Here is a 16,077-nt window from a genome sequence, read left to right as displayed (position 1 = left end):
GTTGCGGGCTGGAGATGTGAAGGATTACTTTCGAAGTATGTCCTTCACATCTTCCGAGTCGCGGTGGCGTGACGTGTATGTCGCGGCCGGAGCTCGGGGCATCTCGGCTTGCGGAGACTTGCTCGCGGCGACCGCGCTCGCCCTCGCGCTCCAGTCGTCCGGGGCTGGGGGCTTCTCGGTCGCCGCGCTGATGCTGGCCGGGGTCGCGCCGCTCGTGCTGCTGGCGCCGCTCGCCGGGCGGCTGGCGGACCGGGTCGACAGCCGCACGCTGCTGATCTGTGCGGGGCTCTCGCAGGCGGCGATCTGCCTCTCGCTCGCCTTCGCGGACGGCGTGGGCGTGAAGATCGTGCTCGTGGCGCTGCTGGCGAGCGGGCTTGCGGTGACCCAGCCGACTCTGGCCGCGCTGCTCCCGGAGATGGTCAGCCGATTTGACCTGCCGCGGGCGAGCGCCGTCAACCAGACTGCCAACTCGGTGGGTGTGCTGCTCGGGCCGGCATTGGCGGGCCTGCTCGTCGGGGAGTTCGGGGTCAGGGTTCCGCTGCTCATCGACTCCGTGAGCTATCTCAGCTTGGTCGCGGCGGGGCTTCTGCTCGGTACACGAAGAGGAGGTGGCATGAGGGCCAAGCCGGCTGCGGCCGGCGTGGCTGGAGCCGGGTGGACGTTGCGCCAGGATCCGATCGTGCTGGCGATGACCGCGGCCATCGCCGGCACGGTGGCTGGGGTCGGAGCGGTGAACGTCGTCGAGGTCTTCTTCGTGCGGGACACGCTGGACAGTTCGACAACCGTGTTCGGGCTGGTCCAGGCGACCTGGACGGCTGGCATGCTGGCCGGTGGGTGGCTGCTGGCCCGGTCGGTCCAGCGGGCGCGGAGCGACGGCGCACTGGTCGACGGGCTGATGCTGATGCTCGGGCTGTGCTGCGTCGCGGTGCTGGCGAGCGCGGCGGTGCCAAGCTGGGGCTGGCTCCTGCCGTTGTGGCTGTTCGGGGGCGTGTTCAACGGCGGGCTCAACGTCTTCAGCACCATGATCATGGCGAACCGGGTGCCCGCCGCGGACCGAGGCAGGGCGTTCGCGGCGCAGGGCGCGGCGATCCAGGGCGCGGGGCTCTTCGGGTTCCTCGCTGGCGGGCTGCTGCTCGAACGGTTCGAGCCGAGGCCGCTCGTGGCGGTCTGCGGGCTGGCCGGGCTGCTCGTGGTGCTTCTGGTCGCGCCGAAGGTGCGGTCGGCCACTTCTGAGGTGACTGCCCGACCCACTCCCGGAGGCGATCGATACGGTGGGGATCATGAGGCGTCCGAGAGTCGGCCACATCCAGTTTCTGAACTGCCTACCGATCTACTGGGGCTTGATGCGCTCGGGCGCGCTTATCGATGTTGAGCTGCACAAGGACTCGCCGGACCGGTTGAACTCGGCCCTCGTGGCCGGCGACCTGGACATCGGGCCGATCTCGCTGGTCGAGTACCTGCGCAACGCCGACGACCTGCTACTCCTGCCGGATCTCGCGGTGGGCAGCGATGGGCCGGTGCTCTCCGTCAACCTGGTCTCCACGCGGCCGCTCGCCGACCTCGACAACGCCAAGGTGGCCCTCGGCTCCACGTCGCGCACCGGCGTCCTGCTCGCCCAGATGCTGCTCGCGGAGCGGTACGGGGCCAATCCCGAGTACTTCAGCTGCCCGCCCGACCTGACGCAGATGCTGCTCGAGGCGGACGCTGGCGTGCTCATCGGCGACACGGCGCTGCGGGCCCTGTACGAGGCGCCCCGGCGTGGCCTGACCGTCACCGACCTGGGCCAGGCCTGGCGGGAGTGGACCGGCCTGCCGATGGTGTTCGCCGTTTGGGCGGTCCGACGCGAGTTCGCCGACGCACATCCCGGCCTGGTGAAAGAGGTGCACGAGTCGTTCCTGCGCTCGCGTGACCTGTGCCTGGCCGAGCTCGACGAGGTGGCCGCGAGCGCGGCGCGCTGGGAGCCCTTCGACGCGGCGACGCTGGCCTCGTACTTCCGGGTGCTCGACTTCTCGCTCGGTGAGCGCCAGGTCGCGGGGCTGCGCGAGTTCGCCCAGCGCGCCGTGGCGCTGGGCGCGGCACCGCCGCTACCGGACCATGGCCCGGAGTTCGTGCTTCCCTAGGCCGTCGGCGTCTTGAGCTTGAGCGCCACGTCCTGGCAGATCTTGGCGCCGTACTCGTAGCCGAGGTTCGCCGGGTAGTGCGTCATCACGCCGAGCGCCCACTTGTCGCCGATCGCCAGGCAGTTGACCTCCCACTCGCCAGAAGCGTCGCGGACCACCCAGCCGTTCTTGATGGCGATCGTGTCGGACACGTCCTCGGCGAACGCCTTGCGGATGCCGAAGTCGCCGACGCCGCGTACCGCCCGCATCTCGTCGAGCAGCCAGGGCGTCCACTTCTTGCCGGCGGCGCGACCGTCTGCGATGCAGGCGCCAAGGCGGGCGGTGTCGCGGGACGACAGGGCGGTGATGCTCCAGTTGGAGTTCGCCTTACTGTCGGTGAGCTTGCACATTTTGATCATCCGCTGCGTCGAGGCGGCGCGCCCCACCTGACCCCAGAGAGTCTGCGCCGCGTCGTTGTCGCTGTCTCGGATCATGATGCGGAGCTGTTCCATGCGCAGGTTGCTGGGCGTCTGGCCGTTTTCAGCCGCGCGGCGCAGGTAGTCGGCCCCGATCCACGCCTTGATCATCGAGGCGGTGCTGCTGGTCGTGGCCATGTTCTTCGAGCCGGAGATCTTTCCGTCGCGCCGATCGATCATCGCCCACGAGAAGTCACCCTCCACGTCGAGCGTGATGCTGGCGGGCCGGATCGCGAGCGGGGGCAGGGTCGGGCTCGGTGACGCCGAGGGCGAATTCGACGAGCCTGACGCGCCGGTGGTGGTCGAGCCGCCAGAGCCGGCCGCGCTGGCCGCGAGTGGCGAGCCGGGAAGCGTCCGGAGTCCGACGCCGGCTAGCGCCAATCCCGCGACGGTGACGACGCCGAGTACTGCCCAGAGCGCCTTACCGGAACCGGAGCGGGAACGCCGCCGCGACTTAGCCATCGTGTGGGTTAGCCCTTCGTCTCGGGTGTCTGTGTGACGAGTTGCCTCGCGACGCTCGCGCACACGTTGGCTCCGTAGTCGAGCCCGTACTCGATCGGGTAGCGGGTCATCACGGCCAGTACCCAGTCATCTGCCACCGCCAGGCAGTTGAGGTGCCACATGCCGTCCGCGCCGATCCGGGTCCAGCCGTTCTTGATGCCGACGCCCTGCTTGACGATCTCGTCGGGCAGGCCGTCGATGATGCCCCAGCGACCGCCGCCGGACTTTTCGTGCTGGTCCTTGTCGGCCGTCGTACCGCGCACGCGAGCCATCTCGTTCAGCACCCAGCCGGTCCACTGTGGACCGGCGGCGGTGCCGTTCTTGACGCAGTCGCCGAGGCGCACCGCGTCACGTGGCGACATCTGGGTGTAGCTCCACCACCCCGACCGGCCGATCTTCGTATCGGTCAGCCCGCAGATCGAGATCATGCGGGTGACCACCGGATCGCCGCCGCCCGCCACATACAGCGACTGCGCCGCGTCGTCGTTGCTGTCGCGGATAGCCGTACTGGCCTGGGCGAGCCGTTCGGCCGACGGCTTCTCGCCCCGCTCGGCGGCACGCCGAAGGTAGTCGGAGACGAGCCAGATCTTGATCATCGACTCGGTGGAGTTGGTGGCGGAGATATTCTTCGAACCGGCGATCTTGCCGGTGGCGCGGTCGAGTAGCGCCCATCCGAAGAAACCATCCACATCAACCTCTACGGGGCCAGCGGCCAGAGTGGTTCGGTTTTTCGCGTCCGATCTTGGGCTCGGTGTCGGTTTTTGCGGTGGCGTGGTCGCCACAACCGACGGCGATGTCGACGGCGATGCCGCCGGCGCCGGGGCTGCGTCGGGCGCGTCCCGCCCGAGTCGGGCAAATGCGGCGGGTACAAGAACGAATCCGCCGAGGACGACCGCCGCGATCGTGAACCACATGATCACGCGAGGGCGCATGAGGGGTGTTTCCAGGGGGGTGTAGCCGGAGGGATGGACCCGTGGAGTCTACGTCTCAAACCTCGAAACGCCATGTCGTAGTTGATCGACTACTGCGAGTGGAGTTTGTGACACCCGCTGGCCGCGCAACGCCTGAGCTGTAACACTGATGGGGTGTACGGGAATGACGGACTTCTGGGTGAGGTCGAGGCCGCTGAAGAGGCGCTCCGGGACGCTGCCGGTCGCCAGGTCAGCGGCAGCGAAGGGCTCGAGGAGTACTTCACCGCGGTGATCGAGGCCGATCAGAAGATCGAGCCACGCGACTGGATGCCGGATTCGTACCGGAAGACGCTGATCCGGCAGATCGCCCAGCACGCCCACTCCGAGATCATTGGCATGCAACCCGAGGGCAACTGGATCAGCCGGGCGCCCAGCCTCAAGCGCAAGGCCATCCTGCTCGCCAAGGTCCAGGACGAGGCCGGGCACGGGCTGTACCTGTACGCCGCCGCCGAAACCCTGGGCGTGAGCCGGGACGAGCTGGTCCAGATGCTGCTGGAGGGCCGGCAGAAGTACAGCTCGATCTTCAACTACCCGACGCTCACCTGGGCGGACGTCGGCGCGATCGGCTGGCTCGTCGACGGTGCCGCGATCGTCAACCAGGTGCCGCTGTGCCGGTGCTCGTACGGCCCCTATGCCCGGGCGATGATCCGGATCTGCAAGGAGGAGTCGTTCCACCAGCGGCAGGGGTACGAGATCCTCCACACGCTCGCGCACGGCACAGACGGCCAGAAGGCGCTGGCGCAGGACTCGGTGAACCGCTGGTGGTACCCGTCGCTCGCGATGTTCGGCCCGCCCGACGCCGACTCGACGCACTCCGCGCAGTCGATGGCATGGAAGATCAAGCGGTTCTCCAACGACGAGCTGCGGCAGCGGTTCGTCGACATGTGCGTGCAGCAGGCCGAGGTACTGGGCTTGACGCTGCCAGACCCCGACCTGCGGTGGAACGAGGAACGGCAGGCGTACGACTACACGCAGCCCGACTACGACGAGCTCAAGCGGGTCATATCGGGCGACGGTCCGTGCAACCGGCAGCGGATGGCGCACCGGCGCGGCGCCCACGCCGAGGGTGCCTGGGTACGCGAAGCCGCGGCCGCCTACGCCAAGAAGAGGTCACGATGAGCAGTGAATGGCCGCTCTGGGAGGTGTTCGTCAGGCCCCGGCGAGGGCTGTCGCACGGGCACGTCGGCAGCCTGCGCGCGCCGGACGCCCCGATGGCGCTGCGCAACGCCCGTGACCTGTACACCCGCCGGCAGGAGGGCGTGTCGATCTGGGTCGTGCCCGCCACGGCCATCACCGCGTCGAGCCCGGACGAGAAGGACGCGTTCTTCGACCCCGCGGCTGACAAGGTGTACCGCCACCCCACGTTCTACGAGGTGCCGGACGGGGTGCAGCACCTGTGAGTGATGTGGACCGGCTGCTTGGATTCGGTGACGACGCGCTGATCGCGGCGCAGCGTCTCGCCGAGTGGCACGCCAGCTCGCCCGAGATGGAAGAAGACGTCGCGCTCGCCAACATCGCTCTTGACCAGCTCGGCGCCGCGCGACTGCTGCTCACCTACGCGGGCGAGTCGCTCGGCAAGGACGAGGACGCGCTGGCGTACCTGCGCGACGATCGCGAGTTTCGCAACTGCCTGCTGGTCGAGCTGCCCAATGGCGACTTCGCGGTCACGATGGCCAAGCTGCTGTTCCTGTCGGCGTACCAGTTGCCGCTCTACACGGCGCTCGCCGCGGGGCCCGACGAACGGCTCGCCGCCATCGCGGCCAAGGCCCGCAAGGAGTCGGCGTACCACTTCGACCACAGTTCACAGTGGACTATCCGGCTGGGCGACGGCACCGAGGAGTCGCACCGGCGCATGCAGGACGCCGTCGACGACATCTGGCCGTACACGCACGAGCTGACCGCCGGCGAGGTCAGCCGGAGCGACTGGCTGACCCTCGTCGAGCCCGTCCTTGCCGAGGCGACGCTGGTGCGGCCGGGCGACGGCGGCTGGGCGCCGGACGGCGGGAGGTCGGGCGTCCACACCGAGCACCTGTCGTACCTGCTCGCCGAGATGCAGGTGCTGCACCGGGCGCACCCGGGTGCGAAATGGTGACGCCACGACAGGCCGCGGCCGCGGTGGTCGACCCCGAACTGCAGGTGCTGACCATCGAGGAGCTGGGCATCCTGCGGGACGTGCGGGTCGACGGTGAGCGGGTGACCGTCACCATCACGCCCACGTACACGGGCTGCCCGGCCATGGACGTGATCCGGGCCGACGTCCAGGACGCTTTGCGCGCGGCCGGGTACCGCGATGTCGCGGTCGAGACCGTCTTCGCGCCGGCCTGGACCACCGACTGGATCAGCGACTCCGGCCGCGCGAAGCTGGCCGCGGCGGGAATCGCGCCGCCCCACCGGGCCGGTCCGGTCCGGTTGGCCCTCTCCGTCCGTTGCCCGCTTTGCGGGTCCCCCGACACCGAGCAGCTCAGCCGATTCGGGTCCACGGCCTGCAAGTCGCTGTGGCGCTGCCGCGCGTGCGCCGAGCCCTTCGACCACGTGAAGGCGCTCTGATGAGCGTCACCATCACGCGGCCGGTGCGGCGGCGTCCCGTCTTTCATCCGCTCACCGTCGCGGCAGTCGACCGGCTCACCGACGACTCGGTGGCGGTGACCTTCGCGGTGCCGCCGGAGCTGCGGGAGACGTTCGGGTTCCGGGCTGGGCAGCACCTCACCGTGCGGCGGGTGGCCGCGGATGGTGACGATGTCCGCCGGTCGTACTCGATCTGCTCCACGCCCGCGGAGCTGGCCGCCTCGGGCCGGCTGCGGATCGGGGTCAAGGAGATCCCCGGCGGCGCGTTCTCCGGCTTCGCCGCCCGCGCGCTGCGGCCCGGCGACGCGGTCGAGGTACTGCCGCCGCTCGGGCACTTCACCACGGCGTTCGCGCCCGACCGGATCCGGCACTACGGCGCGGTGGTCGCGGGGTCGGGCATCACACCGGTGCTGTCGCTGGTCGCGACCGCGCTGAGCACCGAGGCGGGCAGTCGCTTCACGTTGCTGTACGGCAACCGGTACGCCCGCAGCGTCATGTTCGCCGAGGAGCTGAGCGACCTGAAGGACCGGTACCCGGACCGGCTCCACGTCGTGCACGTGCTGTCGCGGGAGCCGCAGGAGGCTCGGCTGCTCTCCGGCCGCATCGACGGAGACCGCCTCGGCGCGCTCGTCGAAGCACTCGATCTGTCCGACGTGGACGAGTGGTTCCTCTGTGGACCGCACGGTCTGGTGATGGACGCGAAAGCCGTCCTCGGGCCGGATGGTGTCCACATCGAACTGTTCCACGTGGAGGATGTACCGGCACCGCCGCGGCGTCGCGAGACCCCTGAGATAGACGGCGCCCAGGTCACCATCCTGCTCGACGGCCGGGCGTCCAGCTTCACGATGGCGCCGGGAGAGCGGGTACTGGACGCGGCGCTCCGGGTGCGCGCCGAGCTGCCGTACGCGTGCAAGGGCGGTGTGTGCTCGACCTGCCGGGCGAAGGTGGTCGACGGCGCCGTGGAGATGGCCCGCAACTACGCCCTGGAGCCGGACGAGCTGGCCGCCGGTTACGTGCTGACGTGCCAGTCCAGCCCTACCACCGACCGGGTGGTCATCGACTATGACGCGTGATCTCGTCCAACTCGGCGAGATCCGCCGCTGACGGTCGCCACTGGCCGGCCGCCACGTTGGCGCGTATCTGCTCGGCCGTGGTCGCACCAGCGATGACGGACGAGACCGCCGGCTGTGCCGCGAGACCGCCGATCGCCACGTCGAGCGGCTTGATCCCGCGCGCCGAAGCGTACTTCTCGATGGCCTCGATGGCGTCCCACGGGGCGGTGGCGATCCAGCTCGCGTAGCGCTCCATCGCCATCCGGGTGCCGGCGGCGGGCGCCTCGCCGCGCCGGTACTTGCCAGTGAGCAGTCCGCTCTCCAGCGGGAAGAATGGCAGCAGGCCAAGACCGAAGCGCTCACACGCCGGCACGGTCGCGGCCTCCGCGTGCCGGTGCAGCAAGCTGTACCGGTTCTGCGCGCTGACGAAGCGGGTCAGCCCGTTGGTGCGCGCCGTCCAGTCCGCGTCGGCGATCTGCCAGCCGGCGAAGTTCGAGTTGCCGAGGTACCGGACCTTGCCGTCCCGGACCAGGTCGTCGAGCGCGGCCAGCGTCTCCTCGATCGGGGTGGCCGGGTCGGGCTCGTGCATCTGGTACAGGTCGATGTGGTCAGTGTCGAGCCGGCGCAGCGACGCCTCGACCGCGCGGTGGATGTACCGCCGGGAGCCGCGCGCGCCGAAGTCCCGCCCGTTCACGCCCTCCATGTCCATGCCGAACTTGGTGGCGATGATCACATCGTCCCGCCGCCGGCCGAGGACAGCGCCCAGGTACTCCTCGGAGGTGCCGTGCGGGGTGCCGTAGATGTCGGCGGTGTCGAAGAGCGTGATGCCGGCGTCGATCGCGGCGTCGACCACCTCGCGGGTGCCGTCGAGGTCGAGCTTGCGTCCGAAGTTGTTGCAGCCCAGCCCGACGACCGACACGGAGAGGCCGGAGTTACCCAGCCGGCGGTGCTCCATCGACGCTCTCCCCATCCTGCTGCTTGTTGATCAACCCGTGCAAGGCTAGCGCGGCTCCCACGGCGGCCAGCGGCAGCGCGGGCAGCGCGTACCGGGCCTCGTACATGCCGAGCAGCACGGTCAGCACGGTCAGACCCGGCCCGGTGAGCAGGAGCATGACCGTGTCCAGCCGGATGCGCCCGCGCACCCCGCGCCCGGAGAAGAGCGCCGCGAGGGTCAGGAAGAGCGCCGCCGAGAACACCAGCGGGATCGTGCGGACGTACTTCCCGTACACGTCCAGGGCACGGGTGAGCGGGGTGGCCGTTGGCGCGTTTTCCAGCGGCGCGAAGTCGTCGGCGTAGTCCGGGCGGGCGCGGGCCGGTGGGCAGCGATCGGGTACCGGCGTGCTGTCTCGCCACTGCTCCGGCGGCGCCCACCGCTCGCGCAGGCAGTCGTGCATCGGTCCCAGGTGCATACCGGGCACGAAGTGGGCGAGCGACTCCTTGCCGACGGAGCGCAGGTAGTCCAGCGGCTGCTGCTTGATCACCGCGATGGAGAACTCGTTGATCAGCTTGACGCCCTCCGGCGTGTACACCATCCGCACCATGTGCGGGGGCCGCCGCCAGAAGTACGCGTCCGCCCGGTCGTAGTGCACCTCCGGGCAGAGCGTGCGCTCCTCGGGAGTCAGCTTGATCCGGTCGCAGTCGGCGATGATGGCCGCCCGACCGTACAGCGCGATGCTGGTCTGCGAGCCGTACACGCTGGGCCGGTCGCCGATCCACTGCATCACCGTGATGTACGGCACGGCGAACGCGATCGCGAACGCGACCAGCGGACGCCAGCCGACCCGCGTCGCGAGCAGGTACAGCCCCACCAGGAGCACGACGGGCAGGGCGCTGGGCTTGGTGAACCAGGCCGCGGCGAGCAGGACGCCGGAGCCGGCGGTCGCCATCCAGCCGGGCTTCTTGTGCCACAGCAGGACCAGTACGCCGGCGGCCAGCAGCGCCGTGAAGAGGGTGTCGGGGAGCAGGTAGTGCTCCACGGTGACGGCCAGCTCGTCGAAGAGCAGCGGCACGGCCGCCAGGCAGGAGATCCAGCGGGACACGCCCCGGCGCTGGAGGACCACGTACACCAGGGCGGCCATGCCCAGGCCGAGCAGGTGCTGCAGTAGCGCCACGGACAGGAACGTCCCCGTGGGTTCGAGCCACTTGAGCAGTACCACGAAGCCGAGGCCGCGGCTGACGTGGGGGGCGAGCGGTGCCTCGCTCAGCCGGATGTACGACCCGCTGTCGCCGTAGAACCAGAACGCCGGCTGGTACGCGATCATGAAAAGCAGCCGCAGGACGCCGCCGAGCAGGAAGAGCGTGAGAAAGATCCAGTGGCGCCGAAGTTGATCAACTTTGCGGGCCGCAGGTGTCTCGGCAGCAATCACGGTAGCGGTCACAAGTGCGGCGGCCTTCACAGCTAGAGGGGTTGCCAGCATATCGGCGGGGGTGTGCTCACGTACGCTCGGATTGTGAATCGGGAGATCGAGAGCATCCTCCAGCGCGGCGCCGACGGCGGGCGGATCACGCCCGAGGAGGCGCTGCTCCTCTACACCGACGCCCCGTTCCACGCGCTCGGTGAGGCGGCTGACGCGGTGCGGCGCCGCCGGTACCCGGACGGCATCGTCACGTACCTCATCGACCGCAACATCAACTACACGAACGTGTGCGTGACCGCGTGCAAGTTCTGTGCCTTCTACCGGGCACCGAAGCACCGCGAGGGCTGGTCGCACCCCATGGAGGAGATCCTGCGGCGGTGCGGCGAGGCGGTCGAGCTCGGCGCCACCCAGGTGATGCTCCAGGGCGGGCACCACCCCGACTACGGCGTCGAGTACTACGAGGAACTCTTCTCCACGGTCAAGAAGGCGTACCCGCAGCTCGTCATCCACTCGATCGGCCCGAGCGAGATCCTGCACATGGCTAAGGTCTCGGGGGTGTCGCTGGAGGAGGCGATCACCCGGATCAAGACCGCCGGCCTGGACTCGATCGCGGGCGCCGGCGCCGAGATGCTGCCGGACCGGCCGCGTAAGGCCATCGCGCCGCTCAAGGAGTCGGGAGCGCGGTGGCTGGAGGTCATGGAGCTCGCGCACACGCTCGGCGTCGAGTCCACCGCGACCATGATGATGGGCACCGGCGAGACGCACGCCGAACGCATCGAGCACATGCGGATGATCCGCGACGTGCACGACCGTACCGGTGGGTTCCGCGCCTTCATCCCGTGGACGTACCAGCCCGAAAACAACCATCTCAAGGGCCGCACGCAGGCGACCACGCTGGAGTACCTGCGGCTGATCGCGGTGGCGCGGCTGTTCTTCGAGCAGGTGGCGCACCTTCAGGCGTCCTGGCTCACCACCGGCAAGGAAGCGGGCCAGCTCTCCCTCCACATGGGAGTCGACGACCTGGGCTCGATCATGCTGGAGGAAAACGTCATCTCCTCGGCCGGCGCACGCCACCGTTCCAACCTGCACGAGCTGATCTGGATGATCCGGTCCGCCGGGCGCATTCCGGCTCAGCGCGACACGCTGTACCGGCATCTGGCCGTCCACCGCACGCCCGCCGACGACCCGGTGGACGAGCGGGTGGTTTCGCACTTCTCGTCAATCGCGCTTCCGGGAGGCGGAGCGGGGCTGCCGCTGTTAGACATCAGCCGGTAACGTTCTGTCCATGCTTTCGCGCGTCGGCATCGCCGCCGCGGTGGGTCTGCTGGTCGGGGGCGCTTTCGCGGTTCCCGCCTTTGCGGATGCGGCCGCCGACATCGAAGTAAAACTCGCCGGCACCACCATCGCGGCCGGCGCACCGGGTAAGACCGGTCATCTATCCCTCATCAACCACGGGCCTAACGACGCGACCGGCGTCGCCATCACATACACGCTGACCGGGCTCGACAGCACCAAGGTGTCGCTGACCGGCCTGACAGCCTGCGACGACAAGGGTGCCGGCACGGTCGTGTGCAAGCTCGACACCGTGCTCAAGGCGGGTCAAGACCTCGACCTGCCACTCCAGTGGGTAGCCAAGACAGGGGCCACGGGCGGCGCGGGCGAGATCACCGTTTCGGTGGCCTCCGACACCGCCGACCCGGTCTCGGCCAACAACACGGCCACCGCCCCGGTCGCCATCGGTGGTCCAGGCGCCGACTTGCGCCTGTTCGCACCCGATGTGTACCTGGAGGGCACCAAGCCCATCCCGCCGGGCGGCACCGGCATTATTTGGGCCTACGTGCAGAACCAGGGCGCCACTCCCGTTACGGGTGTCACCGTGACCATCGCACTTCCCCCGCACCTCTGGTTCACGGAGACGCTGGCCGGCTGCGTATACAACCAGCCGATGCGGCGCGCGGTCTGCTCGCGCGACGACATCAAGTTGGCACCGGCTAGCGAAGACGACCCGGAAGACGAAGAGGACCCGACCTCCGCGGGCTGGTTCTACTGGCGGGTCAAGGTCTCCGCCGACGCTCCCGGCTCGAAGCCGTTGACCGGCGGCACCCTCACCGCCACGCCGATCGAGGCCGGCGTCACCGCGGCGCGGGCTCCCGCCGTCGCACCCGGCGCCTTCTTCACCGCCAAGGCTCCGGCCGGCATCGCGGTCGACGTCGACCCGATCGACAACATCGACGAATACACGGTGTTCGTCGGTGCGAAGGCGACGCCCACCCCCACCCCGAGCTCGACCAGGACGCCGACACCCACACCCACCCGCAGCACGACCGCGAGCCCCACCGGCAGCAGCCTTCCGGTCACAGGAGCCAGCGGCGGCTCACCCGGCACCGTCGCCGCCATCGGCCTCATGACGCTGCTCCTCGGTTCCGGTCTCGTCGTAGTCGCACGCCGGCGGCGCGACCTTCCCTAACCCACCGTCCACTTGACTGCCGCCGGTTGTGGCTTTGCCAAGCCGGCGGCAGTCGCATTTGCACGGAGTCCGAAATCGATGCCGCGCCAATCGAGATGACTTTGTTATCCGAATGCATAAGCGCGGCGGCCCCGCCTCTCGCGAGGGCCAAGCCCGATTGCCCTGGTCACGGTCGCGTGCGGCGGACTGATGCCGTTGATTCGGCGACGTAAGGTCACCGCCTCGTCACGCTGACATGCGTCAATGATCGGTCGAACGGTCGACAGATCCTGTGCGACCCGATTTATCTTTGGGCTATCCCGCCCACCCAACGAAGCACCAAACTGGACAATCCCCGCGTTGAGCGAATGCCGTGGTCTCTTCGAGGAATTCGAGAGGGGTAGCGCATCCTGCCTGCTGCCGCTAGCGTCCCGCCTCGAACTTTTCGTTTTCCTTAACCTCTTCAGTCACGGGGGAAGCTTCGATGAACTTCCGCACGCGTGCGTTGGCGTATGCCGGCGCCGGCGCGGCCGGCCTGTTCGCAACCGGCCTGTTCGCCGCCCCGGCCCTAGCCGCCGACGAGGCCGACGTGCTCGTCAAGCCGTTGTCGACCAAGATCGCTGTGGACGCCGGCTTGAAGTTCTTCCGCTTTGACTTCAAGAACGAGGGACCGGGCGTCGCGACCGACACGACTCTGTCGTTCGATCTCAGCGGGCTGGACCCGAAGGTCGTCGACTTCATCCCGGAAGACGTCAAGGTCGACGGCGTGAAGCTCGTCAAGGACACCGACGATGAGATCGTGTTTGAGATCGGTGACGGGGCGCCTGGCGAGACGCTCCCGTTCCAACTCCCCATCATCCTCAAGGACGGCGCGGAGAAGGGCTCTGCCGGGTCGTTCAAGGTGTCGATCAAATCAACCGCACCCGACCCGGACGAGTCCAACAACTCGGCCACCATCCCGGTCGAGGTAGTGGAGAGCGGCCCCGATCTGACGACGATCGCGTACGACGTGCGCGCCGAGGACGGGGAGCCGGTCAAGCCGGGGGCGACCGCACCGTTCTTTTGGACAGTTGCCAACGAGGGTGGCCAGACGGTCAAGGGCGTCGTTCTCCAGATCACGCTGCCGGAGCACGTGACCTTCGTCGACGAGTACCCGGCCTGCACGATCACCCCAGACCAGCGGATCCTCACGTGTGAAGACCCCAACGTCGAGATCGAGCCGGGGTATGAGATCGAAGAGACCATCCCTGTCAAGGTGTCCGCGGACGCCCCCGGCCCGGTGACGCTGTCGGGCGGGCTGCTCAAGGCCGCCGCCTCCGGCGTCATCAGCCCCGAACTCGCCCGTGGCGCCAAGGCGGCGAAGACCCTCGGCGGCTTCGAAGTCGTGCCGATCGACGAGGAGCCTCCGGCTGACGTCGACCCCGCCGACAACACTGCCGAGTTCTCGGTGTTCGTGGGCGGTACCGGTGGTGGCGGTGGTGGCGGCGACCTGCCGGTGACCGGTGTGCAGGCCGGCCTCATCGGTGGTGTGGGCCTGGCCGTGCTGGCCGGTGGTGGCGCCCTGCTCCTGATGTCCCGCCGTCGCAAGGTCGTCCTGGTGACGCCGGGCGATGAGACCCCGACCGCCTGACGGTCGTTTATATAGAGCAAGGCGTCGAGGGCGGGGTGGACATCCACCCCGCCCTCGGTGTCTGCGCGACTCCTGGCACAGTTGACGGTGTGACCCGCGCTGACCTGGAAAAGCAGCCCCACGAGATCGCCGCGATGTTCGACGGCGTGGCTCGGCGGTACGACCTGACGAACACGATCCTGTCGTTCGGGCAGGACCGGGGTTGGCGCCGTGCCACCCGGGAGGCGCTCGGGCTCGGGCCGGGTCAGCGGGTGCTCGACGTCGGCGCCGGCACCGGGGTGTCCACTGTGGAGCTGGCCACCTCTGGGGCGTACGCCGTCGGGCTGGACCTTTCGATCGGCATGCTCCAGGCCGGCCGCCGCGTACGGCCGGACGTGCCGCTGCTGGCCGGGGATGCGCTGCGGCTGCCCTTCGCCGACGAGAGCTTCGACGCCGTGACGATCTCGTTCGCCCTGCGCAACGTGGTGGACAGTGCGGCGGCCCTGCGCGAGCTGGCACGGGTGACCCGGCCGGGCGGGCGCCTGGTGGTGTGCGAGTTCAGTCACCCGACCAACGCGGCCTTCCGCACCGCCTACATGTCGTACCTGATGCGGTCGCTGCCGGAAGTAGCGCGCAGGGTGGCGAGCAACCCGGACGCGTACGTCTACCTGGCGGAGTCCATCCGCGCCTGGCCCGACCAGCCCGGCCTGGCGGCAAGGATCGCAACGAATGGCTGGACCAACGTCGCGTGGCGCAACCTGACCGGCGGCATCGTCGCCCTCCACCGCGCCACCCGCCAGTAGCCGCTTGTAGCGGTGGGTTGTACCACCAACGGCAAAATCCGTAGGGTCCTCGCCATGCGCGTGGGTGTATACATCGACGGCTACAACCTCTACTACGGCGGTCGCGGACTCGTGGGCGGTCGTGGCCAGCCCGGCTGGCGCTGGCTTGACCTGCGGCTGTTGGCGCAGCACCTGGTTGATCGAAATTCCGGCTGGACAGGCGCCCGCGTCGAGCGTGTCGTGTATTGCACTGCCCGCATCGTGGGCGGCGTTAATCCCACGGGGGCACATGACCAAAATGTGTACCTTCGGGCGCTCGATGCTGCCGGCGCTGTCGACGTCATCGAGATGGGGCGGTATGTAAACCGTGTGGCGACCGCGCCACTCGCTGTGCGCGATGCCAGGGGACGGCCGGTGCTTACTCGACCTGCTTGGCCGATCATGGTGCAGGACGGCTCAGAACAGCCGGTGACGGATGCACGGTTCATGGTCTCGGTGGCACGGTTCGAGGAGAAGGGTTCCGACGTCAACGTCGCGGCACACCTATTGCTCGATCTGCTCTTCAAGCGCATAGATGCCGCTGTGGTCGTCAGCAACGATAGTGACCTGGCATTCCCGATAACGTCCGTGCGCGGGCTGGTCCCCATTGGGTTGGTGAATCCGACCAAGGGGTACCCGGCCGGGGCCCTCAACGGCGACGCAGCGGACGGCGTCGGCGGGCACTGGTGGTACCAGTTGACGGCCGTGGACCTTAGAGCAGCGCAGCTTCCTGAATCCGTTGGCAGGCTGCGCCGTCCGCATGGTTGGTGAAACCGCAAGGCGCGCCGCGCGTTGAGGTATATTCAAGGAGTCTTACCGCCCGACCCCATCGTGGGTCGGGTTTTTTCTTGTCGGTCAGCTGGGCGGTGGGTCGCGGCGATGATCGTACAAAAGGGACATTTGTGGTTGTAGGCTGCGTCACATGTTGGGGCAGACCGACGACGCCGCGGACACCGTGGCGCAGATGCGGCAGCTTGCCGCCCAGGACCCTGAAGCCGCCCAGAAGCTCGCCGCGGACCTGATGGCCGCACTGGCCCGCGCCGGCGCCGCAGTACCCGGCGAATCCGCACCAGATCCCGCGCCGGGCCTCGTGCTATCCACCGCCGCTTCCGAGGAGTCACCCTCCGTGGACTCACCCTCACCGTGATCAGGGCGTCCCTCAAGTCGCTAGAGCGACTTG

16 protein-coding genes and 1 pseudogene are annotated in these 16,077 nt (G+C 68.7%); 13 read left to right on the top strand and 4 right to left on the bottom strand.

Going from position 1 to position 16,077, the window contains the following annotated elements; all coding sequences use genetic code 11:
- The first annotated feature begins 37 nt into the window (after window positions 1-37).
- Both QMG73_RS00260 and QMG73_RS00255 read left to right on the top strand, forming a co-directional pair.
- The gene (locus QMG73_RS00260) at window positions 38-1,372 is read left to right on the top strand and encodes an MFS transporter (protein ID WP_281891604.1); all 1,335 of its coding nucleotides are present in this window, start codon (window positions 38-40) and stop codon (window positions 1,370-1,372) included.
- On the top strand, window positions 1,281-2,120 hold the full coding sequence (locus tag QMG73_RS00255) for a menaquinone biosynthetic enzyme MqnA/MqnD family protein (protein ID WP_281891603.1): 840 nt from the start codon (window positions 1,281-1,283) through the stop codon (window positions 2,118-2,120). Before QMG73_RS00260 ends, QMG73_RS00255 begins: the two co-directional genes overlap by 92 nt.
- On the opposite strand, the gene QMG73_RS00250 is transcribed toward QMG73_RS00255, so the two are convergent.
- Both QMG73_RS00250 and QMG73_RS00245 read right to left on the bottom strand, forming a co-directional pair.
- Window positions 2,117-3,037 carry a hypothetical protein gene (locus tag QMG73_RS00250; protein WP_281891602.1) on the bottom strand — a complete coding sequence of 307 codons (921 nt, stop codon included), beginning with the start codon at window positions 3,035-3,037 and terminating at the stop codon, window positions 2,117-2,119. The two genes, QMG73_RS00255 and QMG73_RS00250, sit on opposite strands and share 4 nt — an antisense overlap.
- An 8-nt stretch (window positions 3,038-3,045) precedes the next feature.
- Window positions 3,046-4,008, bottom strand: coding sequence for a hypothetical protein (locus QMG73_RS00245; protein ID WP_281891601.1), 963 nt, complete (start codon window positions 4,006-4,008; stop codon window positions 3,046-3,048).
- Window positions 4,009-4,140: 132 nt separating this feature from the next.
- Between QMG73_RS00245 and paaA the strand changes: the two genes are divergently transcribed.
- From paaA to paaE, 5 genes are read left to right on the top strand one after another with little or no spacing between them, the layout of a single operon-like run.
- A complete protein-coding gene (gene paaA, locus QMG73_RS00240; protein ID WP_309299420.1) occupies window positions 4,141-5,166 on the top strand; it encodes a 1,2-phenylacetyl-CoA epoxidase subunit PaaA in 1,026 nt (341 codons plus the stop codon).
- Window positions 5,163-5,447, top strand: coding sequence for a 1,2-phenylacetyl-CoA epoxidase subunit PaaB (gene paaB, locus QMG73_RS00235; protein ID WP_281891599.1), 285 nt, complete (start codon window positions 5,163-5,165; stop codon window positions 5,445-5,447). Before paaA ends, paaB begins: the two co-directional genes overlap by 4 nt.
- Entirely contained in the window at window positions 5,444-6,139 is a 696-nt protein-coding gene (gene paaC, locus QMG73_RS00230; RefSeq protein WP_281891598.1) for a 1,2-phenylacetyl-CoA epoxidase subunit PaaC, read from the top strand. The genes paaB and paaC overlap by 4 nt, the downstream gene beginning before the upstream one ends.
- Window positions 6,133-6,594, top strand: coding sequence for a 1,2-phenylacetyl-CoA epoxidase subunit PaaD (gene paaD, locus QMG73_RS00225; protein ID WP_281891597.1), 462 nt, complete (start codon window positions 6,133-6,135; stop codon window positions 6,592-6,594). Before paaC ends, paaD begins: the two co-directional genes overlap by 7 nt.
- A complete protein-coding gene (gene paaE / locus QMG73_RS00220; RefSeq protein WP_281891596.1) occupies window positions 6,594-7,685 on the top strand; it encodes a 1,2-phenylacetyl-CoA epoxidase subunit PaaE in 1,092 nt (363 codons plus the stop codon). The genes paaD and paaE overlap by 1 nt, the downstream gene beginning before the upstream one ends.
- Here the strand turns inward: paaE and QMG73_RS00215 are convergent.
- On the bottom strand, window positions 7,666-8,619 hold the full coding sequence (locus QMG73_RS00215) for an aldo/keto reductase (RefSeq protein ID WP_407676722.1): 954 nt from the start codon (window positions 8,617-8,619) through the stop codon (window positions 7,666-7,668). The two genes, paaE and QMG73_RS00215, sit on opposite strands and share 20 nt — an antisense overlap.
- A complete protein-coding gene (locus QMG73_RS00210; RefSeq protein ID WP_281891594.1) occupies window positions 8,597-10,042 on the bottom strand; it encodes a phospholipid carrier-dependent glycosyltransferase in 1,446 nt (481 codons plus the stop codon). Before QMG73_RS00210 ends, QMG73_RS00215 begins: the two co-directional genes overlap by 23 nt.
- A gap of 72 nt (window positions 10,043-10,114) precedes the next feature.
- On the opposite strand from QMG73_RS00210, the gene mqnC reads away from it, so the two are divergent.
- The 6 genes and pseudogenes from mqnC to QMG73_RS00180 all read left to right on the top strand — a co-directional run bounded on the left by mqnC (window position 10,115) and on the right by QMG73_RS00180 (window position 16,044).
- A complete protein-coding gene (gene mqnC / locus QMG73_RS00205; protein WP_281891592.1) occupies window positions 10,115-11,296 on the top strand; it encodes a cyclic dehypoxanthinyl futalosine synthase in 1,182 nt (393 codons plus the stop codon).
- A gap of 10 nt (window positions 11,297-11,306) precedes the next feature.
- Window positions 11,307-12,488 (top strand): LPXTG cell wall anchor domain-containing protein, encoded by a 1,182-nt coding sequence (locus tag QMG73_RS00200; RefSeq protein WP_281891590.1) that lies wholly within the window; start codon window positions 11,307-11,309, stop codon window positions 12,486-12,488.
- Window positions 12,489-13,932: 1,444 nt separating this feature from the next.
- Window positions 13,933-14,097, top strand: a pseudogene (locus QMG73_RS46285) (LPXTG cell wall anchor domain-containing protein); the annotation flags it as partial.
- A gap of 89 nt (window positions 14,098-14,186) precedes the next feature.
- A complete protein-coding gene (locus tag QMG73_RS00190) occupies window positions 14,187-14,879 on the top strand; it encodes a demethylmenaquinone methyltransferase (RefSeq protein WP_281891586.1) in 693 nt (230 codons plus the stop codon).
- Between the two features lie 54 nt (window positions 14,880-14,933).
- Window positions 14,934-15,668 (top strand): PIN domain-containing protein, encoded by a 735-nt coding sequence (locus QMG73_RS00185; RefSeq protein ID WP_281891584.1) that lies wholly within the window; start codon window positions 14,934-14,936, stop codon window positions 15,666-15,668.
- 151 nt (window positions 15,669-15,819) lie between these two features.
- Window positions 15,820-16,044: a hypothetical protein gene (locus tag QMG73_RS00180; protein WP_281891582.1), complete on the top strand. Its 225-nt coding sequence runs from the start codon at window positions 15,820-15,822 to the stop codon at window positions 16,042-16,044.
- Window positions 16,045-16,077 lie beyond the last annotated feature (33 nt).

This window comes from Phytohabitans aurantiacus, from assembly GCF_027923225.1.
Lineage (GTDB): Bacteria > Actinomycetota > Actinomycetes > Mycobacteriales > Micromonosporaceae > Phytohabitans > Phytohabitans aurantiacus.
This window is presented reverse-complemented; position numbering and strand designations above follow the sequence as displayed.